Annotated in this window: 21 protein-coding genes; 6 read left to right on the top strand and 15 right to left on the bottom strand. The window is 58.6% G+C overall.

Annotated features, from left to right (window positions below):
* Positions 1–76: 76 nt before the first annotated feature.
* Complete coding sequence (locus ACKPCU_RS11310) at positions 77–352, top strand: GNAT family N-acetyltransferase (RefSeq protein WP_104738468.1); 276 nt, start codon at positions 77–79, stop codon at positions 350–352.
* Between the two features lie 63 nt (positions 353–415).
* Here the strand turns inward: ACKPCU_RS11310 and ACKPCU_RS11315 are convergent, their stop codons facing one another.
* Complete coding sequence (locus ACKPCU_RS11315) at positions 416–1,501, bottom strand: 3-deoxy-7-phosphoheptulonate synthase (protein WP_321346760.1); 1,086 nt, start codon at positions 1,499–1,501, stop codon at positions 416–418.
* A 248-nt stretch (positions 1,502–1,749) separates the two neighbouring features.
* On the opposite strand from ACKPCU_RS11315, the gene ACKPCU_RS11320 reads away from it, so the two are divergent.
* From ACKPCU_RS11320 to cysB, 3 genes are all read left to right on the top strand, one after another.
* Positions 1,750–2,706: a putative 2-dehydropantoate 2-reductase gene (locus ACKPCU_RS11320; RefSeq protein ID WP_321346762.1), complete on the top strand. Its 957-nt coding sequence runs from the start codon at positions 1,750–1,752 to the stop codon at positions 2,704–2,706.
* A 9-nt stretch (positions 2,707–2,715) separates the two neighbouring features.
* Entirely contained in the window at positions 2,716–3,633 is a 918-nt protein-coding gene (locus ACKPCU_RS11325; RefSeq protein ID WP_321346764.1) for a 5'-nucleotidase, read from the top strand.
* Positions 3,634–3,799: 166 nt separating this feature from the next.
* A complete protein-coding gene (gene cysB, locus ACKPCU_RS11330; RefSeq protein WP_104738472.1) occupies positions 3,800–4,774 on the top strand; it encodes an HTH-type transcriptional regulator CysB in 975 nt (324 codons plus the stop codon).
* 56 nt (positions 4,775–4,830) lie between these two features.
* On the opposite strand, the gene ACKPCU_RS11335 is transcribed toward cysB, so the two are convergent.
* Positions 4,831–5,556, bottom strand: coding sequence for a phosphoadenylyl-sulfate reductase (locus ACKPCU_RS11335; RefSeq protein WP_104738473.1), 726 nt, complete (start codon positions 5,554–5,556; stop codon positions 4,831–4,833).
* A gap of 217 nt (positions 5,557–5,773) precedes the next feature.
* On the opposite strand from ACKPCU_RS11335, the gene thrH reads away from it, so the two are divergent.
* Entirely contained in the window at positions 5,774–6,391 is a 618-nt protein-coding gene (thrH, locus tag ACKPCU_RS11340) for a bifunctional phosphoserine phosphatase/homoserine phosphotransferase ThrH (protein WP_104738474.1), read from the top strand.
* Here the strand turns inward: thrH and ACKPCU_RS11345 are convergent.
* The 13 genes from ACKPCU_RS11345 to ACKPCU_RS11405 form a co-directional block, all read right to left on the bottom strand.
* A complete protein-coding gene (locus tag ACKPCU_RS11345) occupies positions 6,383–7,327 on the bottom strand; it encodes a serine/threonine-protein kinase (RefSeq protein ID WP_321346769.1) in 945 nt (314 codons plus the stop codon). The two genes, thrH and ACKPCU_RS11345, sit on opposite strands and share 9 nt — an antisense overlap.
* Before the next feature lie 6 nt (positions 7,328–7,333).
* Positions 7,334–8,059, bottom strand: a complete 726-nt coding sequence (locus tag ACKPCU_RS11350; RefSeq protein WP_321346771.1) for a PP2C family protein-serine/threonine phosphatase — start codon at positions 8,057–8,059, stop codon at positions 7,334–7,336.
* A complete protein-coding gene (gene tssM, locus ACKPCU_RS11355; protein ID WP_321346773.1) occupies positions 8,059–11,382 on the bottom strand; it encodes a type VI secretion system membrane subunit TssM in 3,324 nt (1,107 codons plus the stop codon). The genes ACKPCU_RS11350 and tssM overlap by 1 nt, the downstream gene beginning before the upstream one ends.
* On the bottom strand, positions 11,379–12,236 hold the full coding sequence (gene icmH / locus ACKPCU_RS11360; protein WP_321346775.1) for a type IVB secretion system protein IcmH/DotU: 858 nt from the start codon (positions 12,234–12,236) through the stop codon (positions 11,379–11,381). Before icmH ends, tssM begins: the two co-directional genes overlap by 4 nt.
* Before the next feature lie 5 nt (positions 12,237–12,241).
* The gene (tssK, locus tag ACKPCU_RS11365) at positions 12,242–13,573 is read right to left on the bottom strand and encodes a type VI secretion system baseplate subunit TssK (protein WP_321346777.1); all 1,332 of its coding nucleotides are present in this window, start codon (positions 13,571–13,573) and stop codon (positions 12,242–12,244) included.
* Position 13,574: 1 nt separating this feature from the next.
* Positions 13,575–14,051 carry a type VI secretion system lipoprotein TssJ gene (gene tssJ, locus ACKPCU_RS11370; RefSeq protein WP_321346778.1) on the bottom strand — a complete coding sequence of 159 codons (477 nt, stop codon included), beginning with the start codon at positions 14,049–14,051 and terminating at the stop codon, positions 13,575–13,577.
* Positions 14,052–14,055: 4 nt separating this feature from the next.
* Positions 14,056–15,141 carry a type VI secretion system-associated FHA domain protein gene (locus ACKPCU_RS11375; RefSeq protein ID WP_321346780.1) on the bottom strand — a complete coding sequence of 362 codons (1,086 nt, stop codon included), beginning with the start codon at positions 15,139–15,141 and terminating at the stop codon, positions 14,056–14,058.
* Positions 15,132–15,287, bottom strand: a complete 156-nt coding sequence (locus ACKPCU_RS11380; RefSeq protein WP_104738481.1) for a type VI secretion protein — start codon at positions 15,285–15,287, stop codon at positions 15,132–15,134. The genes ACKPCU_RS11375 and ACKPCU_RS11380 overlap by 10 nt, the downstream gene beginning before the upstream one ends.
* Positions 15,288–15,791: 504 nt before the next feature.
* Positions 15,792–16,727, bottom strand: a complete 936-nt coding sequence (locus ACKPCU_RS11385; protein WP_321346783.1) for a PA2778 family cysteine peptidase — start codon at positions 16,725–16,727, stop codon at positions 15,792–15,794.
* A 4-nt stretch (positions 16,728–16,731) separates the two neighbouring features.
* The gene (locus ACKPCU_RS11390; protein ID WP_104738561.1) at positions 16,732–17,124 is read right to left on the bottom strand and encodes a PA2779 family protein; all 393 of its coding nucleotides are present in this window, start codon (positions 17,122–17,124) and stop codon (positions 16,732–16,734) included.
* A 166-nt stretch (positions 17,125–17,290) separates the two neighbouring features.
* On the bottom strand, positions 17,291–18,574 hold the full coding sequence (locus ACKPCU_RS11395; protein ID WP_104738483.1) for an NAD(P)/FAD-dependent oxidoreductase: 1,284 nt from the start codon (positions 18,572–18,574) through the stop codon (positions 17,291–17,293).
* A 102-nt stretch (positions 18,575–18,676) separates the two neighbouring features.
* Positions 18,677–20,248: a DHA2 family efflux MFS transporter permease subunit gene (locus tag ACKPCU_RS11400; RefSeq protein WP_321346787.1), complete on the bottom strand. Its 1,572-nt coding sequence runs from the start codon at positions 20,246–20,248 to the stop codon at positions 18,677–18,679.
* Entirely contained in the window at positions 20,241–21,272 is a 1,032-nt protein-coding gene (locus ACKPCU_RS11405; protein ID WP_104738484.1) for an HlyD family secretion protein, read from the bottom strand. The genes ACKPCU_RS11400 and ACKPCU_RS11405 overlap by 8 nt, the downstream gene beginning before the upstream one ends.
* A gap of 102 nt (positions 21,273–21,374) precedes the next feature.
* Between ACKPCU_RS11405 and ACKPCU_RS11410 the strand changes: the two genes are divergently transcribed.
* The gene (locus tag ACKPCU_RS11410) at positions 21,375–22,277 is read left to right on the top strand and encodes a LysR family transcriptional regulator (RefSeq protein WP_104738485.1); all 903 of its coding nucleotides are present in this window, start codon (positions 21,375–21,377) and stop codon (positions 22,275–22,277) included.
* The last annotated feature ends 55 nt before the right edge of the window (positions 22,278–22,332 follow it).

Genomic DNA, 22,332 nt, shown 5'->3' on the forward strand with positions numbered 1-22,332 from the left:
CGGGGAAACATTCCGCCCGATCTCGGTCTATAGTGGATAACTCTTCGCTCGACGCTTTCTGCCTGGGAGACAGACAATGAATATGAATGCGACCATCCAGCACGATAGGGAAGGCAAGCAGTTCTATATTACATTGGGCGGTATGCGGGCATATCTGGCTTATATGGATTTGGGCAAGAAGACTTTGGATATCTATCGGACCTTCGTTCCAGACAGCCTGCGTGGCAAGGGATTGGCCGCTCGGCTAACCGCTCACGCACTGGCTTTTGCGCAGGAACACGGGTACACGGTCATTCCGTCCTGCTCGTACGTTGAACGCTACATGGAACGTAATGCCGTTGCAGTCAGTTAGTTATTCAGTACATATCGCCATAAAAAAACCGCCCATTGGGCGGTTTTTTTATGGCCGAGAGGCTCAGTCCTGTTGCAGGCGGGCCCGGCGGGGCAAAACATCCTTGAGCTTGTCGCGCATGGAGCGAACGCTCTGTACGGTGGTAGCCCAGTCGATGCAGGCGTCGGTAACGGAGATGCCGTACTGCAGTTGGGACAGGTCCTTCGGAATCGATTGGTTGCCCCAGCCAATATTGCTTTCAACCATCAAACCGATGATGGAGTCATTGCCTTCCAGAATCTGGTTGGCGACGTTATCCATCACCAGCGGCTGCAAGCCCGGATCCTTGTTGGAGTTGGCGTGGCTGCAGTCGACCATGATGTTCTTGCTGATACCGGCCTTCTCCAGATCCTTCTCGCACAGCGCTACGCTGACCGAGTCGTAGTTCGGCTTGCCATTACCGCCACGCAAGACGACGTGACCATAAGGGTTGCCCTTGGTAGTCACGATCGAGACCTGACCCTGCTGATTGATGCCGAGGAAACGGTGCGGGCTGGATACCGATTGCAGCGCGTTGATCGCCACTGCCAGCCCGCCGTCAGTGCCGTTCTTGAAGCCAACGGCTGACGACAGGCCGGAGGACATTTCGCGGTGGGTTTGCGATTCGGTGGTGCGTGCACCGATGGCCGACCAGGAAATCAGGTCCTGCAAGTATTGCGGAGAGATCGGGTCGAGCGCCTCGGTGGCCGTCGGCAGCCCCATCTCGGTCAGGTCTCGCAGCAGCTCGCGACCAATTTTCAGGCCGTCCTGAATCTTGAACGAATCATCCAGGTAGGGATCATTGATCAGGCCCTTCCAGCCAACGGTGGTGCGCGGCTTCTCGAAATACACCCGCATGACCAGATAAAGGGTGTCACTGACTTCTGCGGCCAGCTCTTTCAGGCGGGCGGCATAGTCCTTGGCGGCTTCTACGTCGTGGATGGAGCACGGACCGATGACAATGAACAGGCGATGATCCTTGCCGTCGAGAATGTCGCGAATAACCTGGCGGCTTTCCACCACGGTTGCCTGGGCAGCCTCGCTGAGGGGAATCTTCGCCTTCAGTTGCTCGGGCGTGATCAGAATCTCGTTGGAGGTTACGTTCAAGTCATCAATAGGTAAATCAGCCATCAGTCATCCCGGAAAGTATTGCTTGCCACGGCGTTGCGGCGCATTTTGAGTGCCACACAGCTTAATCAAGCTTGCCGCCTTAGGCTACCCCGCCAGCAGGCTATTGCCCTGAAAAACAAAATAAATTGGCGCTCCGCTGAATGATGAGTCATTCGGTCGCAGGTTTGTCGTGTTGTTGACTGTCTCCTGACAGATGAGGCGATTACCATGGCGATATACCAATAACACATCATCCAAATGAGGGTTGTATGAGTCAGAGTAATCTGAAGGTAGGGATCATTGGCACCGGCGCCATTGGCGGGTTTTATGGCGCGATGCTGGCCAACGGCGGTAATGACGTGCACTTCCTGCTGCGCAGTGAGTTTGACGCGGTAAAGGAAAAGGGCATCACCATCGACAGTCTGGTCAACCCAACTCTCCACCTGCATCCGGTACAGGCCTACAAGGATGCGGCAGACATGCCCAAGTGCGACTGGATCTTTGTTGGCGCAAAATCCACTGCCGATAACCTTGGCGAGATCATTGCTAAGGCGGGCAAGCCGGATGCCAAGGTCGTGCTGCTGCAGAACGGACTGAACAACGAGGATCACCTGCGTCCTTTCCTGCCTGACAGCATGCACCTGATCGGTGGCCTGTGCTACGTATGTCTGTTCCGCGAGGGGCCAGGCGTAGTCAAGCATCAGGCCAGCGGCATGATCGATTTGGGCTACCATTCCGGTCCCGCTGCCTCGGCAGAGGAGCAACAGGCGTTGCTGCAGGAAGGTGCAGAGTTGCTCAATTCCGGCAATATCCCAACACGTCTGCTGCCCGGCGTTGATGAAGCACGCTGGAAAAAACTCATTTGGAATGCGCCATTCAACGGGATTTCGGTTGTCTTGAATGCCGGTACCCGTGAGCTGGTTGGCAACCCGGCCAGCCGCAAGCTCATTACTGAAATGATGCAGGAAGTCGTGGCAACCGCACGGGCGCGTGGTGTGGCCGTGGAAGACGGTGCCATCGAGTTCATGTTCAAGGGTACCGAGGCCATGCCTGACTACCATCCGAGCATGTATCACGATTGGCTGCACAAGCGCCCGATGGAATTGGATGCGCTTTATGGTGAACTGCTCCGTTTGGCTGCAGAGGTCGGTTGCAGCCTGCCGAAAATCGAGGCAATGTTGGATCAGCTGAAGTTCATTCAAGCCCGCTATCTGACCAACGAATAGGGAATATTCATGCCCAGCCTGCTCGGAGACAAACTGGTAATCGCCATCTCGTCCAGAGCACTGTTTGATCTGGACGAAAGCCACCAGGTTTTCGAGCAGGAGGGGTTGGAAGCCTATCGACAATATCAGATTGCCCGGGAAGACATCCCGCTGGAGCAGGGGGAGGCCTTTCCGCTGGTTCAGAAACTACTTCGAATCAACAACCTGCTTGAAGGGGACAGCCGGGTCGAGGTTGTCCTCATTTCACGCAACAGTGCGGATACCGGCTTGCGGGTATTCAACTCCATTCAGCATTACGGTCTGGGTATTACCCGTGCGGCCTTCGCCGGCGGCCGTAGTCCGTTTACCTACATCCCGGCGTTTGGCTGTCAGCTGTTCCTGTCGACCCATGCCGAAGATGTTCGGGCGACACTGGAGGCCGGCTTCGCTGCCGCCACTATCTTCCCGGCCAAGCGTGCCCGAGAACAGCGTGATGAGTTACGCATTGCCTTCGACGGGGACGCGGTGTTGTTCTCCGATGAATCTGAGCAGGTTTTTCAGCGCGAAGGTTTGGCCGCCTTTCAGGCCAGCGAGCAGGCCGCGGCGCGCGAGCCGCTCGGTGGTGGGCCTTTTAAGGCGTTTCTCGCCGCCCTGAACCGTATTCAGACCGAGTTTGCCGGCGCGCAGTGCCCAATCCGCACTGCGCTGTTCACTGCCCGCAGCGCCCCGGCGCATGAGCGGGTGATTCGGACCCTGCGCGAATGGGATATCCGGCTGGATGAGTCGCTGTTTCTTGGCGGCCTGGACAAGTCCCAGTTTCTTCAGGCCTTTGGTGCTGACCTGTTTTTCGATGATCAGGAAGGACACTGCCGGCGTGCCGTCGATGTGGTTCCGACGGGGCACGTGCCGCACGGAATCAGTAACTTGAAGGCATCTGGCTCCGTTTGAGTCGGCATTGTTTTTGCCACCGGTCGGTTTGTCCGGTGGTAATTCGTATGCGTGCAGGAATTTATGGACTAACCTTACTGTCATAAGAGCCTATCTGGTTATAAGCATGACGTTAACCACAGGCGTCACAGCCTGTGGTGTTCAGGGGCGTAAGGGGAAAATATCCATGAAACTGCAGCAACTGCGCTACATCTGGGAAGTAGCACACCACGACCTGAACGTGTCGGCAACGGCTCAGAGTCTGTACACCTCGCAGCCGGGGATCAGCAAGCAAATCAGGCTGCTCGAGGACGAGCTGGGTGTTGAAGTATTTTCGCGCAGCGGTAAGCATCTGACGCGCATTACGCCTGCAGGTGAGCAGATCATCGCGACTGCTGGTGAGATCCTGCGCAAGGTCGACAGCATCAAGCAGATTGCTCAGGAATTCAGCAATGAACGCAAAGGCACGCTGACGCTGGCAACGACCCATACCCAGGCGCGCTATGCGTTGCCGCCGATCATCCAGAAGTTCATCAAGAATTACCCTGACGTGTCACTGCACATGCATCAAGGCACGCCGATGCAGATCTGCGAAATGACCGTTGACGGCACGGCCGATTTTGCCATTGCCACCGAGGCGTTGGAGTTGTTTGCCGATCTGGTCATGATGCCGTGCTATCGCTGGAACCGTTGTGTCATCGTACCCAAGGGGCATCCGCTTGCCAGCGGGGGAGAGCTCACCCTGGAGGCGCTGGCCGAATGGCCGCTGGTCACCTATGTGTTCGGTTTCACCGGTCGTTCCAAGTTGGATGACGCCTTCAACAATCGGGGATTGTCACCGAAAGTCGTGTTTACTGCGGCCGACGCGGACGTGATCAAAACCTATGTACGTCTGGGGCTTGGCGTCGGTATTGTCGCTCACATGGCAATCGACCCTGAGATGGATCCGGACCTGGAGGTCATCGACGCCAGTCAGCTGTTTGAGTCGAGTATCACCAAGATTGGCTTTCGCCGAGGCACGTTTTTGCGTGGATACATGTACGAATTTATCGAGGCGTTTGCGCCACACCTGACCCGGGACATGATTGATCGGGCGCTGCAGTGCAGCAGCAAGCTAGAATTGGAGGCGTTGTTCGAGGGGGTGGAGCTTCCGGTACTCTGATCAGGGTAAGGTCCGGTACAAGTAAGCCGGCGCAGACGTATCTGCGCCGGTTTTTTTTATGATTTGGCGATCAGATTGCTGCCGTGCAGGCCGCATTCCTTTTTGGTCGCTTCTTCCCACCACCAACGCCCTTCACGTTCGTGCTGGTTGGGCAATACCGGCCGGGTGCAGGGCTCGCAGCCGATGCTGATGAAGCCACGTTCATGCAGCGGGTTGTAGGGTATTTCCAGCATCCGAATGTAGTTCCATACGTCTTCGCTGGTGTAATTGGCCAGCGGGTTGAACTTGACCAGTTGATGTTCGGGGGTAGAAAAGCCGCTGTCCAGCTGGACTACCGGCACATCGACACGGGTCGGGCTCTGGTCCTTGCGCTGACCGGTAATCCAGGCATCTACGGTAGACAGTTTGCGGCGCAGCGGGGCGATCTTGCGCACACCGCAGCATTCGCCATGGCCGCTTTCGTAGAAGTCAAACAACCCCTTCTCGCGGACATACGCTTCAAGCTGCTGATGGTCAGGCGACAACACCTCGAGCTGAATGCCATAGTGTTTGCGCACCTGATCGAGGAAACGGTAGGTCTCTGCATGCAGACGGCCGGTGTCGAGGGTGAAGACCTTGATGTTCGGGTTGATCTTCCAGGCCATGTCCAGGACGACGATATCGTCGGCGCCGCTGAAGGACAGCCAAAGATTGTCGAAGTTGGCGAATGCCAGCTCCAGAATCTGCTGTGGGGATTTGCCGGCGTAGTTAGTGGCCAGCTGGTCGATGTCAAAGTTGCTCATGGATATCAGGCTCTCTATCCGGCGGTGGATCGATGTGCCACCGTTCTGTGCGGGCAGTCTAGCAAAGGGCGCTTTAGTCCATCCTCTTTTATTTAGTTATATTTTTATGCGTTTTTCGACTTATGCGGAGGGTCTTGCTCCGCCCTTGTGATTGCGCGGCGACCCGCTTGCCGGTAGATTGTGCGCCAGTCTCAACCTTGAATATCAGGAGTGTCGTGTGGAAATCGCTTGCCTTGACCTGGAAGGGGTGCTGGTCCCCGAAATCTGGATTGCCTTTGCCGAGAAGACCGGCATCGAGGAACTCAAGGCAACCACCCGCGACATCCCGGATTACGATGTGCTGATGAAGCAGCGCCTGTCCATTCTGGACAAGCATGGCCTTAAACTGTCGGATATCCAGGAAGTGATCGCGACGTTGAAGCCGCTGGACGGCGCCGTCGAGTTTGTTGACTGGCTTCGCGAGCGTTTCCAGGTGGTCATTCTCTCTGACACCTTTTACGAGTTCTCGCAGCCGTTGATGCGCCAGCTGGGTTTCCCGACGCTGCTGTGTCACCGCCTGATCACCGACGAGACTGATCGTGTTGTCGACTACCAACTGCGTCAGAAAGACCCGAAGCGTCAATCGGTCATCGCACTGAAGAGTATTTACTATCGTATTATTGCCGCTGGTGATTCCTACAACGACACCACCATGTTGTCCGAAGCCCATGCCGGTATCCTGTTCCACGCGCCGGACAACGTTATACGCGAGTTTCCGCAGTTCCCGGCCGTGCATACCTACGAGGACCTGAAGAAGGCCTTCATTGCGGCGTCCAATCGCGACCTGTCACTCTGATGCTTCTGCGACCGACGGTGTTCCCGTCGGTCGCAATCTCCACCGCCTCGCCGGTGACCACCAGCTCTGCTTTCCCTCTGTAAACGCTTGCAGTAACGCCGCGGCACTGGAATTGCGCTGCGTCGGCTCAAATGCCAGCGCCGCCCGCAGTTCTCGCCATACGCTGGATGGCATATTTCCCGGTTTCTGCAAGCTTTTGTCCTGTTGCATGCGCAGCGCCTGGCGCGCTGTCAGCCGACTGAATGGATGGTGCCCGCTGGCGAGCTCGTAAAGCACGCAGGCAATGGCATATACGTCACTGGCCTGCGTCAGTTCACCGCCGTCGAGCAATTCCAGTGCGGCGTAGCGTGGAGTCCAGGCTGCCAGACGTCGGCTCAGGCGCGGCAGGCGTTGCAAGTTGCCTGCGCAGGCCTGTCCCAAGCCAAAGTCAAACAGGCGTAAGCCAGCCGTCGTCAGCATGACGTTGCCCGGTTTGAGATCGCCGTGCAGCACTCCTGCGGCATGTGCGTGAGCCAGGGCAGACAGCAGCGCTATTGCGATCTGTTGCAGCTCGGGCCAGAGCATGCCATCGGCTCGGTCGACAATGACCTGGTCGAGGGTTGGACCGTCCAGCAACTCAAGAGTAAGAAAGGCGCGCCGGCTGACCGGGTCGATATGATAGCTGTATGGCCGGATGATGTGAGGGTGATTGAGACGACAGGTCAAGGCGTACTCGCTGTAGAGCAGGGCGTTGGCGTCCGGGTGGGCTGCGAAGTTGTCGTTCAGCGCTTTCAGCGCGATTCGGGGCTGTGGATCATGAAACTGGTCTCGAAGCAGGTCGCGAACCTGATACACCGCGCCCATGCCTCCGACCCCGAGCAGTCGCTCAACCCGATAGCGGTTGCTCAACAGTTCAGGCAAGGGAGGAATGGCATCGGTGGTCGTAGTGTGCGGCATTTTGTGTCATCCCCTGGCAGTCGTGATGACTACCGCGCTTAGGTTGTCCCGTGCCGGCCCTTGCATCGCCAGCTGGATCAGCTGTGCGGCGGGATTACCTGTGGTGCGCAGCTCCAGTACCGAAGCCAGTTGCGCCTCCGACAGTTCGCGGTACAGGCCATCGCTGCACAGCAGCAGTGCGTCCCCGGGCTGAACTGAGAATGCAGTGCTGTCCAGTTGCAGGTTTTCATGAGCACCCACTGCCCGGGTGAGTACATGCGCGCAGGGGTGAGCGGCAGCGTGACGGGCATCTACACAGCCGCGATCAATCAACTGTTGTAGCAGTGAGTGATCACGGGTCAACAGGTGAAGCTGCTTGTGTCGCCAGAGGTAGCAGCGGCTGTCGCCGGCCCACAGGCAGATCGCCCGATCGGCACTTAGAAGCAAGGTGACGACGGTGCTGCCAACCGGGCCTGACGGCTTGCCTGCCAGTCGGGTCATATCTTGGCTCAGGCGGCGGTTGATCTGTTGCAGTAGCTGACGCACACGTCGCTGGTTTTGATCAAGGTTGCTGCCCAGTGTCATTGCGCCAAGGGTGTCGACAATCAGTCGGCTGGCCAGCCCACCATTGCGGTGGCCGCCCATTCCGTCTGCGACAGCCCAAAGCCCCGCATCCGGGCGAGCCAGCACGGCATCTTCGTTGTGCCAGCGCTGCTTGCCCGAGTCGGTATGATGGCTGCAAGACCAGATCATCACAAGCGCGCAGGCAGGTTGAAACCCGCCAGCAGGCCCGGTGCGAACGGGTTGGGCGAGCGCTGACTGTGCAGCAGATAATGGGCGCGCATGCCACCGATACTGGCTCTTAATTGCAGCGCGTCACGTTGCTCCTGGCGCTCAAGGGTCATTTGATCGAGCAGGCGGAACAGTGACCAAATGCCTTGATGCTGCTGCAGGCTCATTCGCCGACCGCCGAGGTCTTCAAGCGTCAGGGTTACCCGGCTGTCATCCAATGGCGCAGGCCAGCTAAATGCCATAGGGACGATTGGGCCGTGGCGGTATTCCAGTTGCTGGTTGCCATAATCAAAACTGGCACGCCCCAGGCTTGCATCAAGCGAGTAGGGCTCCAGGCGAAACCCGACTGACGGTTCAAATGGATCAGCGGCAAAGAAGCTGTTGTGAATGGCGTTGGCCTGGTTCAGCTGGGCGAGCAGTTGGGCTGACAAGGGCAGTGCTCTGCCATCAACCAGGCGCAGGCGGTAACCTCCGCCAGTGCTGATCAAAAACGGCTCAAGATACTGACTGGTGAAGCGTTGTATGGTGCCCTCTCGCTGGAAGAAACGCTTGAAATCGCCAAGCTCGACGTCCTTCTGACTACTCGGCGAGAAGGGATAATGATCGGCCAGAGCTTCCTTGTAGGGGGCGTAAACATCGTTGCGGTATCGACTATTTAGGTAGTCGGCAGAGCTGGCGAGCACGCTCTGCCAGCTCTGATCTGCCAGTTGTCGGATCCAGCCTTGCAGCGGTGCAGGTAGTTGCGCAGCGCTGTTGCGGGTTGCACTGATGGCATCGTTCCGGCGTTGCATTCGGGCGCTGGCCATTTTGAAGGCGAGCAGTCCGCGGGTACTGGCGTCTTCCAACTGGGCGAGCTGGAGCTGCAATGCGCCCAGGTTCTGCAGTACCTGAGCCAACTCCGCTTGGGGCGTGGCTGTCTCGTCAAGCAGTTGGTGCAGTTGGCTGAAGTGCTGTTGCAGGGCTTGCTTGCCGCGGCTTGGGTTGGTTTCACTATTACTGATCAGGCCAGTGTGCAGCCTGATCTGTTGCAACAGTGCCAGTAATGGCGAGTCGGCGGATGATAGCGCAGCCAGATCGTCAGGTGCGTCGTATCTTGCCAGGCGCTTTAACTGCAGGCTGGCAAGGGCGCGGATCCAGTGCTCGGTGTAGTCCTGAAAGTACATGGCTTCCAGCTCCGCAAGCAGTTGCTCGCCGATCTTGTCACGCACATGTGTGCCACTGCCCAGAACCCAGTCATCTGCCAGCAGGTCGTTGATCAGGGCTGGCCCCTTTGCCCGCAGCAGGCTTTCGTATCCGGCTTTCACGTAGAACCCTGGGATCTCGACGGGTCTTGGTGCGAGCAATTGGTGGTGACGGCCAAGTCGGGTATCGAGTCGATAACTGGGTAGCGATCTGGATTGCTCCAGCAGCAATCGATAACAGAGCTGCGCCAGCGGCTCCTGCAGCAGTAGTGCACGGGTATCGGCTATCAGCGCATCATCGACTGTCTGCGCCTGTAGTGGCGCCGCAAGCAGCCGGGTTAGGTGGGCATCCAGGCTCTGTCTGACTTCTGGCTGAGCCGGGTAGCGACGCAACCATTCCGAGCGCATCCAGTTCTGCAAGTAGCTGCTGTCTCGTCGATCGGGCAAGGACAGCATCAGATAGGCTCGCAGGTGGCCAATCAGCTTCTGACGATCGTTTAGATCGGTTTGCAGCCGGTGTTCGAGCTGCCGAAGTATCAGCGGCACAAGGAACACCTGAAGACTCTCGGCATAGGCCTTCCTGACCACTGGAAGCGTCACGGCTGATTGTTGCAGGCTGAGCTGATGCAGGCTCGAAGGGGTATGGGATGGCTGCGGAATCAGGGTTGCAGCGTAGCGCGTATCGAGTTGCTGGAGGAGTGGTTCAATCCGGGTATGAGCCTGGACGCGGACAGGACTGGTTGTGAAGTGCTGTCCCAGCTGAGCGAGTTGCTGCAGTTGTTCCGCTTCCCGGTCGTACTGCAGTGCCCATATGGCAGTGCAGACTGTGATGCAAGCGGCGGCGATCCCCGTCACCAGCCGGTGCCTGGCACGTTGCCGGCGCTGGTGCTCTGTGGTGATGGTGACGCCGCCCGACCGTGCGAGCAGTGTATTTTCCACCAGTTGCTTGACGAAGGCGGGTTGCACCACGGGCTCGCTCGGATCTCCGGGGTGTGCGATCTGGTGCTGGTTACCGGCAACGGTGAGGTACACCCCATGCAGCCGACTGCCTTGCTGGTAGCTGTTGCTGTCAACGGCCTGGCTGAGAAAGCTCCGTAGCGGCCCCTCCAGTTTGGCCAATTGGTATGGGAGGTCATAGATACGCCCGCGGCGAGTACTGTCAGGCTCCTGCTGAATGCGATACAGCACCTGACGGTTCAATTGGCTCAACAGGGGGGCTAGCGTATTGGAAAGCGTCGAATTTGGCTCTGAAGCTGCAGGCAGCGTGACGCCGAACGGCTGCTCGCGCTGGGCCGCGGGTAATTGCTGAGACAGTTCGGTAATCCCGGGCAGCAGGTCAGCCTTGCTCAGCAGCAGGAATACCGGCAGGTCCAGTCCAAGCGCGTGGCGAAGTTCGCTCAGGGCACGCCGGTAGCGGCGCGCTAGAAGGTCCAGCTCCAGCGGGTTGTGGTCGAGTAGCAGGTCTACCGGAAGTATTAGTGCGACGCCGCTGATGGCGGGTTCGGCGCGCTGACGAAGGAGGCCGAGCAGGGCCTGCCAGGCCGCTGAGGGAGGCCCTTGTTCGGCGTCCGGCAGGCAGGCGGCGGTGGTTTCCAGCCAACTGCAGTGGTCCAGGTTATGCCACTCGACAGGACTGTGTCCGTAGCCAGACGTTGGCGATGCTGCAGTGCTGCGGCTGGCTGCCAGTCGGGTGTCATTGAACAGGCTGCTTTTACCGGCAGCGGCAGGACCCAGCAGCACAAGCCAGGGCCAGCGCTTTTGCTGGCGGCGACTGATACCGCGGTCAGCCAGCAGTTGTTGATTCAACTGGTGGCGTTGTTCAAGGGCAATGCGCGTATGGATCGCATCGGTATCGGCTGTCCGGGCGCTGCGCCTGTCAGGCCGTTGCTGGTAGTAGCGGATAGCTTGCCAGCCCAGCCAGGGCAGAAGCAGTGCTGCGATGGTGATCAACCGGCTGTAGGGGGGCGCCCAGATCGCCGTGCCATTCACTGCAATACTGGGACCAGTAAACCAGACCGTAACAGCCAGGAGCAGCAGCAACAGGATTGACCAGCAGGCCGGTTTTCGCAGCAGTGTCAGCAGGCGGATTAGAACCGGTTTCATTGTACTGCTCCGGGTGTGGCCACCTGTATACCGCTGCTGCTGAGGTAGGGTTGCAATGCAATGTCCCGACGTTGTTCTAGGTGATAATTGAACGCCAGGAATAATGAAGCTACGCAGCCGGCGGTGGCGGCTGCTATCAGCCAGCGTGGTGGCGGACGCTTGACATCGTTGCGTTCCGGCTGGCAACAGTTTTGAGCAAACTCCATGTCCGGCGTTGCCCGGTAGCGTTGCAGTTCAGAATGCAGGCGAGTGCGAATGCGTTCGAGCTCAATGTGACCGCGCATCTGTAGACGGTAGCGACCTTCGAAACCGAGGGAGAGGCAAACCAGCATCAGCTCAAGGATATCGATATGCCGGGCGGTGTCCTGTGATAGGCGGGTAAGTAGCAGGAAAAACTTTTCACCACCAAAGGTCTCCTGATGAAAGGCGCTTAGCAGGCTGCGGTTGGACCAGTCGCTGTCAGTACCCCAGCGCGTGGTGAGAATTGCCTCATCCAGCGCGGTGCAGAGCAGGTAGCGGGCGACCTGTCGGTTCGCTGGGGTGAGGGCTAGCGCACGGCACTGCTGATCGAACTGCTGGACACCTGCTTCAAGCGTGACGCGAAGAATATCGGTGGGTTCGGGCTCGGTATTGCTGTTTCTTATCCGTACCAGTTCGGACAACAGTGGGGCTGCGGCTGTAAGCAGTACATTTGGCTGTGGCGCGCCGGGCAACCAGCTGCTGTCGGCAGTGCTGCTTGCGGGCAGTGGCTGTCGCTCCATGGGATCGGTCAATGGCAGCCGGGTATTCCAGGCATGGTCAGCCGAAAGGACGACGGTGCGATCGTCGCTGGGGTAGTGGTTGGTGGTATACATGAAGGTCAGTCTCTGATGGCCCAGAATGCCAGGTGCAGATCAGGCAGGTCGCCAGCGGCATGGAAGGCAATGCCGCCTGAACTGGTAAGGTGTGCGCGCTCGTCACTGCTTGGTTCAAGGGCGAAATAGCAGTGGTCTCGATGGTAAGGCAATTGCCTGGGGGCAACCGGCAAGGGCTGGATCCGGATACCCGGCAGGTGAAGGTTCACCAACTGACGGATATGCTCGACGGCCCCAATTTTGAGATGATTAGGCAGCCGGTTGCGCAGCTCTTCACCACTGCAGCTGGCCTTGGCGGCGAGTACAAAACGCGCTCCTTCGATGAGCGCCGGATCGTTAATGGGCGCAACCTGCACGCCGTACTGGCGCTGCTGCAGCGGCAGCTCTACTGCATGCTGTTCAAGAACGCTGGACAACGCCTGCCGCAAGGCCTGCATCAGTGCGCTGAAGCTTTGGCTCTGAGACGAATGCTGGTATTGCAGGCCGGTCAGCGGCCGTCTGCTGTCAGCGCAAAATGTTGCCAGCTCGCCCTGCAGCGCTAGCAGCAGGGCAAATAGCTGGTTGGCTGGCGTATGGCTACCGTGCAAATGATGCCGCAGTACAGTCTCGTAGCGATTGATTAGTTGAAGGGTCAACAGGTCTCCCAGTTCAGCACCGGCAGCTTTGCCACGGGCGCGTAAGCGCTCGGCAAGGGTGTCAGCGCGTTGTTGCAGCAGACTGAGTACCTCCTGCAGGCAACGTTTCAGGTATGGGCTGCTCTGACAGTGGATAAATGTTGGCGGGAAGCGCTCATCAAGGCTGATGGCGCCATCGCCGTTGCTCTCGCGAATCGTGCAGACCCGCAGACGAACCAAACCGGCTGACTGCTCATCGGCGTCTAGCTGCAACCTGAAGTTGGGTTGTGCAAAGAGCAGAGAACTACCCAGTTCTGGATTACCCGCGTTGTCACTAAGCTCTTGCTCGATTGCGGTGAAACGGGCGAGTGAACTGTCGCGTTTTGCGCTGCCAACTTCGATGTGTTCGCCTGCCTGCAGGGGCAGAGTGAGGTAAACGTCGGCGTCGCTCAGGTTGGCGGGTATATCCAGTGCCAGCGGCGCCAGCTCGGCGTTCAGTTGAAACAGGGTGCCGTCAGGCAGTAGACCGTGGGCTCTGCTGACGACCAGCTTGCCGAGCGGTAAAAACTGCTCATCAAGCTCCAGTGTGTGGAAGCCCCAGGCGTCGGCGTACAGCCCCTGTACCCGGAGCGCGAGCTGCTGCTCATGGTATCGGTCCTGCTGCTGAAAGTGCTGGGGGCGCAGCAGCATGCCCTCGTGCCAGACCATCTTCTGCGCCTGCATGCTATGGCGCCCCATCGCTGTTTGCCTGACCGAAGCCGTAGGCGTTGAGCTGTATTTGCGCTGCGTTGCGTTCACGCTGTTGCACATCGAGAGTAATACGCCAGCGACTGCTGTTCAGGTCACGGTAACTTGCTACCAGGCCGAGATAGCGTGTTTGCGGTTGCAGTGCGAGTTTCAGCATTCGCTGTTCGCCTGGACGCAGCTCCAGCTCCTCCATCGCCAGCAGGTCGGCTGCTAGCAACTGGGGGGCACGGTGCTGCAGGGCGAAGTAGTCGGCTTGCTCAAACGCCGTCGGGTGACTGAGTTCAACCAGTTGGAGCACAAGGGGCGACGGCCGGCCATGCAAATCCGGGTTTAGTTGTTCGGAGGCGTTGATATGCAGCTCCAGCTTGGTCAGGTCGGAGTAGGGGGATAGCACGCTGCAAGCGTTGAGCACGCTGCAGGCGATTATCAGCAGTAGGTAGCGAAAACAGGGCATGCGGTTATCCGAAGTGCTGGTGTAGTGAGCTCAAAATCCGGGATTGCTCGCGGTAGGCTGCGTTGAAGGCGTTGTGATAGCGCTGTTGCACCTGCTCCGGTTGCTGGGCGTAGAGTTGGCAAAGTGCGCGCCAGCGCGCCCCGTCGGTGCGCAGTGCGCCCAGAGCTGTGGTTAGCTGATGGGGAGCCAGTAGCAGGGGAAGGCGTTCAGCGCTGTGCTGGCTGGCCTGGTGCAGTGCCAGTGTTTGTGCGCGCAAACGATTGCAGGCGCTGCGCAATAGGCTGGCGGCATCATCGCTACGCTGTAGCAATTGCGCCAGACAGGCCTCAGGTGACTCGCTGCGCGACCATGGGTGTGGCTCGGTGCTGCAGTCAAGCTGGCTATCCAACTGCTGCTGAGTGTGCAGGCTCTGCCGAATCTCGCCGATCAAGACTCTTAGCAGGGTTGCTGCTTGGAGGGCGTAATGTCGGGCAAATTCATGGTGGCCTTCCAGTCCAAGCCGTTGGCAGACCTGCTGGGCAAGATCGTCAGACGCCGGCTGCGGGCACTGAGGGGGAACAGCTTCACGTGGCAGGCGGATGTGCTCCGACTCGATCCGGTGGTGCTCACCTTCAGTCGTGACGGCGGCGTTGACGGTCGACGGGGTGGGGTGCCCGCTGCCGGGCGACAGCAGGTCAAGCAGATCACCGCTACTGGTAGCCGCGCTGTCACTATCAAGTTCAAGGAATGCGTCGTCGGGAATGAGCGCGTGGGGCGGCAACGCTGAAGCCGCATGCAGTCTTGCGCGGATCTCGAATTCGCCCATCCGGTAGACCTCGCCATGCTCAATGGGTACCGGCGTTCCCTTGGGCAGGCGCAGACTATCGTGTTTACGGGTAACCCCGTTGCTGCTCAGGTCGATCAGTTGATAGCGTTGCTGGTCAAAATGTACTTCGGCGTGCTGGCCGGAAAGAACCCGGGATGGATCTTCCAGTATCCAGTCACACTGGCTGGCGCGGCCGATGATGCCGCCTGCAGCTCTGAAGGTGTGGCTCAGAGGCGGCTCGCCGTTGTGACGGGGAGGGTGGATGACTTCCAGCGTCAGTTCCATGCGCGACGCTCCGGGAGCGGTTGCGGCATCTGCTTATTGAGCGGGCGATACTGGTCATCGTCAAAACGCATATTGCCACTGCACCCGGCAAGCAGGCAGAGCAGCGAGAGCAGCAACGCTCGATACAAAGGTGGTGTGTGCGGCATAGCCAATCCATTGCAGGTCCGGCGCGAGTCGTCCTGACTCGCGTTTCAGTTGTTATGGCAAACTTCGTTCCTTATTTATATATGCCTGTTAAATCAATTGGTTATGTGTTTTTTCAGGTTTCTGTTGTGGGCTCTTGTGACTGATGTCTCGGCGCTGTGCGCAAGAGATTGCGCAGCGCTGAGAGCAAATGGCGCAACCCTGTGTGTTGATATCGACTGATATGCGCCTCGCTTCATCAAGGTTACTCAGGCTCAGCGGTTTACCGGGGTGTGTCTATGGCGAGGGGCGACTCATGAAGAGCGAGCGGTGTTTTCGGAGGATGCAGGATGGCAAAAATCAGCGCACGGATGACTGGGCTGGTCCGCTTGATGATCGAGCGTCTCTGATAGGTGCGACCTGCCCGCTGTCACCATTGCTTGATGTCATCGTCGGTTGTCACGCTGTCAGCGTCTCTGCGGGATGCTTGTCGCCGGAGTGGGCTCGCCGTCAGGCAAGCCCGCGGCTCAGCGGCAGACGGGGATCAGGCAATCAGCCTCGGTACTGACCTTGCTGTGGTTTACTTGCTGTTCAGTGGCGCAGCTACGGACTTGCTCTGCCGCTTCCCGACAGCCCATTTCTTCCATGGCGGTGGCCAGGTTGTTCCAGCCGGCCGGGTAGTCGGGGAAGCGCCGTACCAGTTCACTGAAATGGTCGACGGCCTCGCTCTGGCGGCCACTGTTCCAGGCGATATTGCCTTGACCAAGTAGAGCGGCGGGCTGGTCGGTCCAGTGTTCGCTTGCTGCCTGGTAGGCGGCCTCTGCGCTGGCTGTCTGCCCGACCTGTTCGAGATCAGCTGCTGCTTTCAGGTAGGGAAGTGGTTCGGCGGTTGCCGGCAGCTTGCCGGCTGGCATGGCGACGACCGCCCAATTGTCTGCTCGTTGCCAGGTGCGCAGGAACAGGCCAAAGGGTTCGCGTTGGCGTGCGTTCAGTCCGGAATGCAGGATCAGCTCCCGGGTATTGAGGTCATACCCAACCACCACTGCGTAGTGCCACTGTGGATACCAGTTAAAGGCGAGGTTCTGCATGACTAGCACGGCATTGCCGGCATCGATTTCGCGCAAGATAGCTTTCAGCTCCGGCGCCAGGGGGTAGACCAGCAGGCCTTGTTGCCGGGCGGCGGCGACCATTTCAACCTGCAGGCTACCCTTGCGTTCCGGTAGGTAGACGCGGTCTTTCAGTTGCTCCGGGGAAATGTTGATGTTGCGCTGTCCGAGCAGCATCGAAAGAGCCGCAGGGCCGCATTGATACTCGTCCTGGGCATGAAACGGAAGGTTGGTTAGCAGCCGGTTGGGTGGCAGATCGTCCGGAATGCTTTGCTGTTGGATGGGGGCAAGCCCGGCACAGGCTGACAGCAGTGCTGTCAGCCCAAGTGCCAAGGCCAGGCGAATGGCCTTGTACATGGTGTCAGTTTACGCAGTTGACGAAGCTGTAGACGTTGGTTGCGCAAAGCATGTCGGTGATGATGAAGATGACCAGGAACAGCACGATGATACCCACCACGCCGGCGCCCGCCGGAGCCTGATCGAGTTGACTGTTGAATTGCGCCAGTTCGTCAGCGGTCAGGCTGTCGATACGCTTCTCAACCTGATCCTGGGTTACACCCATGCTTGCCAGTTTGTCCTGCACCGCCTTGTCATCGAGCATGCTTTTGAGTTCGGCGCGGTCGACGCTGAGCTGCTGTTGGGCTACGGCTTCTCCGGTGCCGATCATGGCGGCCTGAGCCTGGATGCTGGCCATGGAAGTCAGCAGGAACAGGGCGGTGAGCATGATGGACAGATAACGCTTTGTTGTTCGCATGAAAGTCATCGGGCATACCTCGGTTTGTTGTGGCTTCCCTGCTTGGAAGCTGTTAACCACGATAGGTGGCTTTCGTCGTTGCGCAAGAAGCGCTCCCTATAACCGACTCATACAACCTGTACAGGTTCCACAATGCCACTGCCGCTGTGATCTGGTTCACGGCCTGTTAGATCCCGAGTTTGTCACGCATCTGGTAATACCAGGCGCCAATCGCGGTGAACGGGATTCGGAACAGTCGCCCGCCTGGAAAGGGGTAATGTGGCAGCGCAGCGAAGGCGTCGAAACGTTCAGCCTGGCCGCGAAGCGCCTCCGCCAGCACCCGGCCAGCGACGTGAGTAAAGGTAACCCCGTGGCCACTGCAACCTTGCGAGTAATAAATATTGTTGCCGATCCGCCCCATCTGCGGGAGGCGTGACAGGGTCAGCAGGAAGTTACCTGTCCAGGCGTAATCGATCTTCACATCCTTGAGCTGTGGGAAGGTCTTGATCAGGTTGGGGCGAATCAGCGCTTCAATGTTGCTCGGGTCGCGGGCACCGTAAACGACACCGCCACCAAAGATCAGGCGCTTGTCGCCAGATAGACGGTAGTAATCGAGCAGGTAGGCGCAGTCTTCCACGCAATAGTCCTGCGGCAGCAGCGATGCAGCCAGCTCGTCCGAAAGCGGCTCGGTGGTAACCACCTGGGTGCCGCAGGGCATGGATTTGGCTGCCAATTGTGGCAGCAGGTCACCGAGGTAGGCATTGCCGGCCACGATCACGAAGCGCGCCTTGACCTGACCTTGGGCGGTATGCACAACCGGGTTCTCACCCTGCTCGACGCGGGTGACTGGCGACAGTTCATGGATTACTCCGCCCAGTGATTCGAATGCGGCAGCTTCGCCAAGCACCAGATTCAAGGGGTGGATGTGGCCGCCGCTCATGTCGAGCATGCCGCCGACGTAGATATCGGTGTTGACCACTTCGCGAATGCGTTTGCTGTCGAGCATCTCAAGCTGGGTATTGCCATAGCGCTCCCAGAGTTTCTTTTGAGCTTCAAGGTGCTGCATGTGCTTGCTGTTGAATGCCGCAAAGACACCGCCGTCTTTCAGGTCACACTGGATGTCGTACTTGGCTACGCGCTCACGAATGATACGGCCTCCTTCAAAAGCCATGTCCCCCAGCAGTCGCGCCTGCTGGGCGCCTAGCGTCCGCTCGATCACGTCAATGTCGCGGCTGTAGCTGTTGACGATTTGGCCGCCATTGCGGCCAGAAGCGCCAAAGCCAACCTTGACCGCTTCAAGGACGGTTACCTTGAAGCCTTGCTCCGCGAGATGCAGAGCGGCAGAGATGCCGGTAAATCCTGCACCGATGATGCAGACATCGGTCTCATGACTGCCCTGCAGGGGCGGGCGTTCGGGAGCGGGGTTGGCTGAGGCTGCGTAGTAGGAGGTTGTGTGTTGGGTCTCGGCCATGAGGGCACCTGTGCAAATGTTTGTTTAAAATATTTGACAATATTGGCCGATGCTACCCTTTGGAGTGCTCTATTGCCATAGGGTGATCAAAAAAAACTACAGCTAAGGGTGGGCTGGTTCTGCCTCGGCGGGCGCGCCGTGGGGCGGGGCTTTGGGCAGCGGTTTGCACAGGAGTACAAAGACCATGGAGCAGCCCAGCATGAATGCGATCAGGTGAAAGGCATCGTTGTAGGCGAGGATGGCTGCCTGCTGATGAACCTGATTGCTGAGCAGCTGCAGGGCGCTTTGCTCGTTGCCGAGCTGATGGGTTAAAAGGCGCATGCGCTCCTCGAACGCCGGGTTGCCCGGGGTAACGTATTCGCGGAGAAAGTCGAAGTAGTACTTGGCTCGGCTATCGAGAATGGTGGCCAGTGCCGCAATGCCGATGGCACCCCCGAGGTTGCGCAGGATGTTGTACAGACTCGACGCGGAACCGGCTTGCGACGGCGCGATCATGGCGGTGGCGATGATCGACATGGGGACCAGGACCATGGGTTGCCCGAATGCGCGGAAAATCTGGATGGCGATAAACTGATCGCCAGCAAAGTCCAGATTCAGACTGCCGCTGTAGAAACTGGCAAAGGCAAACAGAAAGAAGCCGGCAGCGCAGATCAGGCGTGCATCTACAAAGCGCATGAGAACAGGTACCAGCGGAATAATCAGCAGCTGGGGGATCCCCATCCACATGATGACCTGACCAATTTGCAGGGCGTTGTACTGTTGAATCTGGGCAAGGTAAACAGGCAGCACGAACACGGTGCCATAGAGACCGACCCCCAGGCCGATGTTGGCCAGGCTGCCGAGCAGGAAGTTGCGATCCTTCAGCAGGCGCAGGTTTACCAACGGATTGTCCCGGGTAAGCTGGATGATGACGAAGCTAACCAGGCTGATAAAGCTGATGACTGCCAGCGCGACCATGAGATTCGACTCTAGCCAATCCTTGCGGTGACCTTCTTCCAGAAAAACCTGCAGGCAACCAAGCCCGACCGCCATGGTGATGATGCCGATATAGTCGCCCTGACGCAGCAGTTCCCAGCGCGGCTGCGATTTGTCCAGACCGTACATCAGGCCTGTCGCCATCAGAATGCCCGGTACGATATTGATGTAGAAGATGTACTCCCAACCGAAATGCTCGGTCAGCCAGCCGCCAATGGTTGGGCCGATGGAGGGGGCGAAGGTCGCGGTAATTGCGAACATCGCCATGCCCTTGGGGCGGGATGCTGGCGGCAGCTTGATCAGGATCAGGGTAAAGGCAAACGGAATCAGCGCGCCGCCGGCGAGGCCTTGCAGGGCGCGGAATACGATCATGCTTTCGAGATTCCAGGCCATCGAGCACAACAGTGACGCGATCACGAACATCGCGGAGATCGCTACCGCGAATCGACGTGGCGAAAAGATAGTCGTCAACCAGGCTGCAAGCGGAATGATGATGATTTCGGCAACCAGATATGAGGTTGAAATCCAGGAGCCTTCCTCAATGGTGGCCGACAGCGCACCCTGAATATCCTTCAGCGACGAATTGATGATCTGGATATCGAGGATCGCCATGAAGGCGCCCAGAATAGCGCTGAGCAGCGCGATCCAGTCGCGCCTGCCAGGCGGCGGTATATCGTGGGCAGAGCCGGCTTCAGTCACGCAGGTCGACCTTGACGTGTACCGACATGCCTGGCCGGATCAGCCCTGCCAGCGGGCTGTTCTCATCAACTACCAATTTCACTGGAATCCGCTGAACCACCTTGGTGAAGTTGCCGGTGGCGTTGTCCGGCGGCAGCAAGCTGAACTGGGCACCGGATGCTGGAAACAGGCTCTGCAGTGTCCCGCTTACGGGTTGATCAGGGAAGGTATCGAATACCAGTTCGGCCTTGAGCCCTTCGTGCATGCGGCTGATCTGGGTTTCCTTGAAGTTGGCCTTGATCCACAGCTCGGCATCGGGCACGACCGCAAGCAGGTTGCTGCCGGGAGACACGTTCTGGCCGATCCGGACATTGCGCTGGCCAACGCGTCCGGCAATCGGGGCGCGTATTTCGGTGCGTTCAAGATCAAGCTGGGCCTGCCTGACCGCCGCTTCTGCGGCCTGAATCTGGGCGCCCAGTCGGGCAATGTCTGCGGCCAGCGTGTCTTTGGCCAGTCGCTGGGTCTGCAGATCTGCCTGCGCCTTGCTGACCTGCGCTCGGGTTACTTCAAGTTGAGCACGGTAGTTGCTCAACTGCTCTTCCGAGGCGTAACCGGACTGGCGCAGCGGGGTAATGCGTTTGATGTCGAGTTCGACCCGGCGCTGCTCTGCCTGGCTGGCGTCGACGTTGGCTGAGGCGGCCGCGATCAGACTGTCCTGCTGGATCAGCCGTGACTGTGCCTGCTGCTGTTCGGCTCGCCTGGTCGCAAGGTTGGCATTGGCTTCGGCGAGGGCAATTTCGAAATCGCGGGCGTCCAGTCGCACGAGTAAATCGCCGGGTACAACCGCCTGATTATCGTCGACCAGCACTTCGATGACCTGTGCGGACAGCCGACTGGACACCGGGGTAATGTCACCCTGAACGTAGGCGTTGTCGGTTTCTTCGTAGAAGCGGCCAACGAACCACCACTGGGCAAAGGCAGCCACGCCTGCCACGGCGCAGATGAGGAGAAATACGAACAGACGTGCTCTAACTCGGGCGGACATACCATTTCTCAATTATTTTTCTGCCTGCACTCTAACACTGTTCCCCGGACAGCCGGAGGCGCTAGAATCTGGAAACTTTGTTGCAGCAGGGGAACAGTAGGCATGGGTCTGGATGATGCGTTGGTCTTCACTCGAGTCGTTGAGTGTCACAGTTTTACCAGTGCGGCGGCGACGTTGGGGATGCAGAAGTCAACGGTCAGTCGGCGCATCGCCCAGCTGGAGGACCGTTTGGGCGTGCGGCTACTCAATCGCACGACACGCAAGCTGCGCCTGACTGAGGTGGGGCAAGCTTACTACGAGCGTTGCCGCCAGATCATGCAGGAGTTCTCTGAGGCTGAGCAGGCGATCATGCAGCTGCAGCGCGAGCCAACCGGGTTGCTGCGGGTCAGTTCGCCGATCGAATTCGGTCAGCTGTTTCTCGGCGGAGTAGTTGGGGAATTCATGCGCAGCTATCCGGCGATTCAGGTGGAGGTCGAGCTGACGACTCGTGCAGTGGATCCGGTCGAGGAGGGCGTGGATGTGGTCATTTACCTTGGCCGCCCGCAGGACTCCAGCCTGGTCGCCCGCCGCTTGATGACAAGCCCCCGGCAGCTGTATGCCAGCCCGGATTACATTAAACGTTATGGCATGCCGCAAGCGCCTGAGGAGCTGACCAATCACCGCTGCATCCACGCGCTGGTAGACGGGTCACGCAAGTGGCGTTTTGATCAACCCGCCGTCAGCGTTCCGATCAACCCGGTGCTGCTGGTCAATAACATCACCTTCGCCCGGGAAGCCGCACTGGCGGGTGTCGGCATCATCAATGTTCCTGCGTTCATCGCCGAACCTTGTGTCGAGTCGGGCACTTTGGTCCGAGTGCTGGAGCAAACCGAGCTGCCGTCGAGTGAGTTGTATGCGCTGTACCCGTCGCGCCGCTTCCAAGCGATGAAGGTCAAGGCGTTTCTTGATTTTGTCGTCGACCGGCTGCGATTACGCTCGTCGAGCCATATAGAGGTTGAGGGCTAAGCCCTGATAAAATCGGCCGTTATCCTGTAGTCCGACCCGGGTTTGCCGGGTCGCC

Origin of the sequence: Halopseudomonas oceani, from assembly GCF_963677335.1 — a bacterium.
Taxonomy (GTDB): domain Bacteria; phylum Pseudomonadota; class Gammaproteobacteria; order Pseudomonadales; family Pseudomonadaceae; genus Halopseudomonas; species Halopseudomonas oceani.

Excerpts from the sequence above, each read along its gene's own strand:
- ACKPCU_RS11310 (WP_104738468.1), top strand. The coding sequence starts at position 77 with ATGAATATGAATGCGACCATCCAGCACGATAGGGAAGGCAAGCAGTTC.
- ACKPCU_RS11315 (WP_321346760.1), bottom strand. The coding sequence starts at position 1,501 with ATGGCTGATTTACCTATTGATGACTTGAACGTAACCTCCAACGAGATT.
- ACKPCU_RS11320 (WP_321346762.1), top strand. The coding sequence starts at position 1,750 with ATGAGTCAGAGTAATCTGAAGGTAGGGATCATTGGCACCGGCGCCATT.
- ACKPCU_RS11325 (WP_321346764.1), top strand. The coding sequence starts at position 2,716 with ATGCCCAGCCTGCTCGGAGACAAACTGGTAATCGCCATCTCGTCCAGA.
- cysB (WP_104738472.1), top strand. The coding sequence starts at position 3,800 with ATGAAACTGCAGCAACTGCGCTACATCTGGGAAGTAGCACACCACGAC.
- ACKPCU_RS11335 (WP_104738473.1), bottom strand. The coding sequence starts at position 5,556 with ATGAGCAACTTTGACATCGACCAGCTGGCCACTAACTACGCCGGCAAA.
- ACKPCU_RS11345 (WP_321346769.1), bottom strand. The coding sequence starts at position 7,327 with ATGCCGCACACTACGACCACCGATGCCATTCCTCCCTTGCCTGAACTG.
- ACKPCU_RS11350 (WP_321346771.1), bottom strand. The coding sequence starts at position 8,059 with ATGATCTGGTCTTGCAGCCATCATACCGACTCGGGCAAGCAGCGCTGG.
- tssM (WP_321346773.1), bottom strand. The coding sequence starts at position 11,382 with ATGAAACCGGTTCTAATCCGCCTGCTGACACTGCTGCGAAAACCGGCC.
- icmH (WP_321346775.1), bottom strand. The coding sequence starts at position 12,236 with ATGTATACCACCAACCACTACCCCAGCGACGATCGCACCGTCGTCCTT.
- tssK (WP_321346777.1), bottom strand. The coding sequence starts at position 13,573 with ATGCAGGCGCAGAAGATGGTCTGGCACGAGGGCATGCTGCTGCGCCCC.
- tssJ (WP_321346778.1), bottom strand. The coding sequence starts at position 14,051 with ATGCCCTGTTTTCGCTACCTACTGCTGATAATCGCCTGCAGCGTGCTC.
- ACKPCU_RS11375 (WP_321346780.1), bottom strand. The coding sequence starts at position 15,141 with ATGGAACTGACGCTGGAAGTCATCCACCCTCCCCGTCACAACGGCGAG.
- ACKPCU_RS11380 (WP_104738481.1), bottom strand. The coding sequence starts at position 15,287 with ATGCCGCACACACCACCTTTGTATCGAGCGTTGCTGCTCTCGCTGCTC.
- ACKPCU_RS11385 (WP_321346783.1), bottom strand. The coding sequence starts at position 16,727 with ATGTACAAGGCCATTCGCCTGGCCTTGGCACTTGGGCTGACAGCACTG.
- ACKPCU_RS11390 (WP_104738561.1), bottom strand. The coding sequence starts at position 17,124 with ATGCGAACAACAAAGCGTTATCTGTCCATCATGCTCACCGCCCTGTTC.
- ACKPCU_RS11395 (WP_104738483.1), bottom strand. The coding sequence starts at position 18,574 with ATGGCCGAGACCCAACACACAACCTCCTACTACGCAGCCTCAGCCAAC.
- ACKPCU_RS11405 (WP_104738484.1), bottom strand. The coding sequence starts at position 21,272 with ATGTCCGCCCGAGTTAGAGCACGTCTGTTCGTATTTCTCCTCATCTGC.
- ACKPCU_RS11410 (WP_104738485.1), top strand. The coding sequence starts at position 21,375 with ATGGGTCTGGATGATGCGTTGGTCTTCACTCGAGTCGTTGAGTGTCAC.